At 64.5% G+C, this 4,472-nt stretch carries 8 protein-coding genes; 4 read left to right on the plus strand and 4 right to left on the minus strand.

Going from position 1 to position 4,472, the window contains the following annotated elements; translation table 11 throughout:
* The 3 genes from WA317_RS13570 to WA317_RS13580 all read left to right on the plus strand — a co-directional run.
* Positions 1-202 (plus strand): hypothetical protein (locus tag WA317_RS13570; RefSeq protein WP_425173526.1); only part of this gene is annotated, 202 nt, incomplete at its 5' end.
* A gap of 103 nt (positions 203-305) precedes the next feature.
* Entirely contained in the window at positions 306-533 is a 228-nt protein-coding gene (locus WA317_RS13575) for a DNA-3-methyladenine glycosylase I (RefSeq protein WP_425173532.1), read from the plus strand.
* The gene (locus WA317_RS13580) at positions 481-729 is read left to right on the plus strand and encodes a DNA-3-methyladenine glycosylase I (protein WP_425173533.1); all 249 of its coding nucleotides are present in this window, start codon (positions 481-483) and stop codon (positions 727-729) included. The genes WA317_RS13575 and WA317_RS13580 overlap by 53 nt, the downstream gene beginning before the upstream one ends.
* A 23-nt stretch (positions 730-752) precedes the next feature.
* Here WA317_RS13580 and WA317_RS13585 read toward each other — a convergent pair whose 3' ends face one another.
* Both WA317_RS13585 and WA317_RS13590 read right to left on the minus strand, forming a co-directional pair.
* Positions 753-1,322, minus strand: coding sequence for a DUF2231 domain-containing protein (locus WA317_RS13585; RefSeq protein WP_425173527.1), 570 nt, complete (start codon positions 1,320-1,322; stop codon positions 753-755).
* Between the two features lie 64 nt (positions 1,323-1,386).
* A complete protein-coding gene (locus WA317_RS13590) occupies positions 1,387-2,844 on the minus strand; it encodes a phospholipase D-like domain-containing protein (RefSeq protein WP_425173528.1) in 1,458 nt (485 codons plus the stop codon).
* A gap of 357 nt (positions 2,845-3,201) precedes the next feature.
* Here WA317_RS13590 and WA317_RS13595 point away from each other — a divergent pair, with 357 nt between their 5' ends.
* Entirely contained in the window at positions 3,202-3,609 is a 408-nt protein-coding gene (locus WA317_RS13595) for a hypothetical protein (protein WP_425173529.1), read from the plus strand.
* A 91-nt stretch (positions 3,610-3,700) separates the two neighbouring features.
* On the opposite strand, the gene WA317_RS13600 is transcribed toward WA317_RS13595, so the two are convergent.
* Positions 3,701-3,868, minus strand: a complete 168-nt coding sequence (locus WA317_RS13600) for a hypothetical protein (protein WP_425173530.1) — start codon at positions 3,866-3,868, stop codon at positions 3,701-3,703.
* A gap of 95 nt (positions 3,869-3,963) precedes the next feature.
* Positions 3,964-4,472, minus strand: a 509-nt coding sequence (locus WA317_RS13605; RefSeq protein WP_425173531.1) for an alpha-hydroxy-acid oxidizing protein, incomplete at its 5' end; no start/stop codon positions are given.

The raw sequence follows: 4,472 nt of genomic DNA on the forward strand, positions 1-4,472 counted from the left end.
TCTGGCATGGGGTATTCAGCGTGGCAGCGCGGTGCTCACGTCATCGGTCAGGCCGGTCCGCATCCGCGAGAACTTCGACGTCACGGCGCTTCCCGATGACGCGATCCAAGAGATCAACGAGCATCTCACCACCCGCTTGCGGTTCAATTCCGTCGCCGACGCAGGAGAGCCGGGTTTCCGCGAGGTACCCCAAGGCAGTTGAAGAGAAAAACCAGTCAGTCTTCAGCCGCAGCTGCGGAAACGCCGCAGCAGCAGGCACTTTCGGTCCGCAAGGCCGCGCCGTGAAGGCGATGGTCGGCGTCGGCATGCCAGCACAATCGGCTACGGTGGTCACCGCCGCTGACGGTGTCACTCGTTGCCGTTGGGCCACCGAAACAGGTCGCGATCTGACCGTCTATCACGATCACGAATGGGGCATGCCGACACACGACGAGGTGACGCTATTCGAAGCACTTGTGCTGACGTACTTCGAGAACGCAGCTGGTATGGCGATATCAACCACGTCAGCACCATCGACTACGGAGTTGGGGTGACGGCCGGATGGTCAGCCCGGAATCCCGCCGGCTTTCCGGAACATTGCAAGCAGTAGGGTTTCGGCTCGTCGGGCCAGTTGTCGCCCACTCGTTCATGCACACCGTCGGCATCGAGAACGGTCATTTCGAAGGGTGTTGGCGTGCACCGGCGCAGAAGATCGCTACCCAGTCAGGCGGCGTATCGCAGGGGACCTGACGCAGTGCGGCCGCGAAGACGGACTACGCGGCGCGAAGGTATTCGACCGGGCTGCGGTGCGTCGCGGCGCGTCGCGGCTGCCAGCGGAACATGCCGGCGCCCTGTGCGTAGGACAGGTGCCCGCCCATCGCACCCCCTACGCTGATCGTCGCCACGCCGAGCAGGCTGTAGACACGCGCCGCTCGGTGCCGCTGCTGCCCATAAGCTCGATACGACAGCAAGAACAGCGTTGCGCCAATGAAGTTCGAGGCCGCGTGGATGAGTCCCACGCGCTGCTGTCGCCGGTCGAGCAGTGGGTAGTCGGCCCACCCGGCCAGCACAGTGGGCGGCGTTGCGGCCAAGCCGACCGCGAGTAACCGGCGGGCCGCGGTGACATCTTTGAAGACGATGTCGAAGATTGCCGACGTCATCCAGGTGCCGATGGGAATTGTGATGAGCAGAGGGTGCACAGGGTGGCCGAGCCAGGACCCGCGGAGAACTCCGGCCAAGCGGCTACGGCCCAACAGCCGGCCGACAACGCGAGAAGTGGCGCCGGCCGGCGCGTCGAGCGCCTCCACTCGTTCGACGCCGACCAGGACGTGATGCAGGTTCATGCCGGGTGTCTACCCCCGTCGCGGGACGACGAATCGCGCGGGCCGATGCCGGTCGAGGCCTCGGTCAACCCCTGAGCCCTGCGATGAACCGTTGCACGCTTCGCGTCACCGACCGGGGGACATGGTCAGGATCCATTATGTCGTTCTCCGCCAGTGGGCCCGCCTCGCCGGCGACAGTGCTCTCGGTGAACGGCCGCAACGTCCTGCCGCCCCCTCGTAGCGCTTCAATCGCCTGCAGCAACGACCCGCCATCGTGCAGCGACTTCTCGACGTCAGCGACGGAGACGCCCAAGTGTTCCGACACCAATTGATTACGCACCGAGATGATCTGGCGGCAAACGTCTGCACCTTCCGAACTGGCCGGTTCCGCCTCAACGGCCACGTCGCACTCGCTGTCGAACCCCATCGACCGATTGTTGAGGTTCGACGAACCGATGCGCATCAACCGGTCGTCGACCACCAGCACCTTGGAGTGGACGTAAATCGGCGTGCCGCCGTCGGTCAACGGCCAGTAGACGCCCAACCGGTGATGATCGTCTGCAGCCCACAGCACCCGGATGAGCCGCTGGCGGGCGCTGTCCATTGCCTGCCGCTCGAGGGGGTTGTTGCCTCTGCGAGGGAGGACGATGACTATCTCCGGACCGTCGTCTTCTTTCAGCCGGGCCGCCAGCGCGTCAACGAGACGCCTGGCCGCGAGATATTGATTCTCCAAATAGACGGTCCGGCGTGCCGCCGCTATGGCCGCAAGGTTGAGCGCTTCGACCTCCCGGACCTCACCGCGACCATCCAATTGAGGCAAGGTTCGCGCGATCCCGACGTCGACGTTGCGCAGCATCGGCTCCAGGCTGCTGGGCCAGGTGGTGTGCTTGGCGGCGATCGGCGCCAGCGTCTGGTTCGTCGCGGTTCGCCATCGAGCCAGAGCCTGTTCGCCGAGTGCGCGCGCAGCAGCGCCGTCGACGGCTGCAGCCATCTCATGGCGCGGCCCGTAGCTGCGCCCGAAGGTCCGGCGGCTGTGATTGTCGTGGAGATGCGCGCGGCTGTCCCACCGGTCGACGGTGAGGTCGATGCCCCCGCAGAACGCCATCGCATCGTCGATCACCGCAATCTTCTGGTGATGAACGGAGCCGGTCGGATGCGCGCCATCGACCGCGAAGTGCATTCGCCTGCTGCTGATCTGGTTCACCAGCGCTACCGGTGTGAGCCCGACCCAAATGCCGTCAAAGGCGGACAGCAAACGCAGGTTAGAACGCAGCAGATAGACCTCGAGATCGGACCGTTTCCACAGCATCCAGTAGAGGAAGGCGCCGAGCTGATTCGGGCCGGGAAGAGTTTTCCTACCCCGCTCGAATGTCATCCGGGCATCGAAATCCCAACCGATCAGCAGGATCCGCTGCCGAGCGCGCAGCATCGCCGCCTTGACGTGCTTGAAGTAGTCGGCCGCGTCGATGATGCAGGCGAATCGATCGGCGGGTGCGATGCGCCAGCACGTCTCGCCGGGTGTCAGCAGTCGATCGTCGTGCACACCGGTTCTTTCAGAAATATGGCCGACTCAGCGCAGACATAGGCCTGTGTTTACCACATTGAAGTGCCCTCGGCTGCGTCGCGTGGGCCGGTACCTGAGCGAGTGCTCCTATCGCTGCCGGTAACGTTGGTACTCGAGCAGCATCTGTTTGGAGCGATCGAAGGAGCCATGTCGTACTACCCGCCACAGGGTCCATTACCAGGACCGATCGGCCCGCCCGGCCCGTGGCCGCCCTACGGGGGCCCTCCCCAATGGCCACAATACGGTCCGCAGTGGCCGCAACAGTATTGGCCCGGTCCGCCGCGACGTTCCCAGAAGCCGACCTGGATCATCGTCGGCATAGTCGCCGTTGCGGCTGTGGCGATCGTGTTGGTCGTTGCATTGGCGGTCAGGGGCGGTGGTGGTGCTTCCGCTGGTCGGGGGTCTTCCGGTTCCGCCGAAAACCAGATCAGGCAGACCGTCAAGTACCTCGACGCCGCCTACAACCGTTCCGATGCTTCCACCTTGACCGCTTTGACTTGTGATCAGCGGAAGGAATCGCCCGGCTTCCATGCGCCCAGCGACGCCGAACTGCGCCGCATGCTCGCAGTCACCGGCCCGGAGACCACATTGGTGACCGATATCGTGGTCACCGGCGATCGAGCCACCAGCAGAGTCACGACGACGTTCGCGAAATCTGTCAGCAGACCTTCTGGTGCCGAGGTGTTCGTGCGCGAGGGCGGCTTCTGGAAGATCTGCGGTCACACCAAATCAATCGCATCGTAGGGGTCAAAAGCCTCCTCACCGGCGTGGGCGGCAGGGCCACTGACCCGACCATCGTCGTCGACACCGGCGAGGGAGACGGCAAGGTTGCGCGCTACCGCGTACTTTCGTCGGCGATATTGTGCCGGGACTGATGCAAACCCGGGGCGTCCGGATCCTCGTCTTGGTGCTCCAGCTTCTCCTGTAGTGCGCGTTGCTCCTCAGTCGACTTTCTGGCGTCCTCGGGTGCTGAGGGCGGGTCGGTGTTGACCTTTTGATCCACGCGGAATCTCCTTTGAGCGTCGGCGAATGCGTCCAGCCAGGATCTCTTCAATCTACGCATCGAAACCCGATCGAACCCGATCAGCGTCGCGGCGGTCAGCCGACGCGGCGCAACAGGTCGGCGTTGAGTTCGTCGACGGCGCGCACGCCCGTCAGGGCAAGGAGCAGATCCAACTCGGCGATCAGGTTCTGCAGAACTTCGGCGACTCCTTGCCGACCGGCCAACGCCAAGCCGTAGATGTGCGGACGGCCCACCGTGACGGCGTCAGCTCCCAGGGCAAGAGCTTTGACGATGTCCGCGCCGCTGCGGATACCGGAGTCGAAGATGACGGGGATGCGGCCCTGGATCACAGCGGTGATGTCGGCCAGCGCGTCGGCCGCCCCGATGACCGAGTCGACCTGACGGCCGCCGTGGTTGGACACCACAATCCCGTCGACCCCGACATCGACGGCGCGCCGGGCGTCGTCGGGATGCAGCAACCCCTTGACCAGAATCGGTAGCGTCGTCCGCTCCCGCAGCCCGGCGATGTCGTTCCACGTCAGCGACGGCCGCGAGTAGGTGTCGAGGAAGGTTTCGACACTCGCCCGTGGTAGCGGAGACACGA

The organism is Mycobacterium sp. (genome assembly GCF_049802695.1).
Classification (GTDB): domain Bacteria; phylum Actinomycetota; class Actinomycetes; order Mycobacteriales; family Mycobacteriaceae; genus Mycobacterium.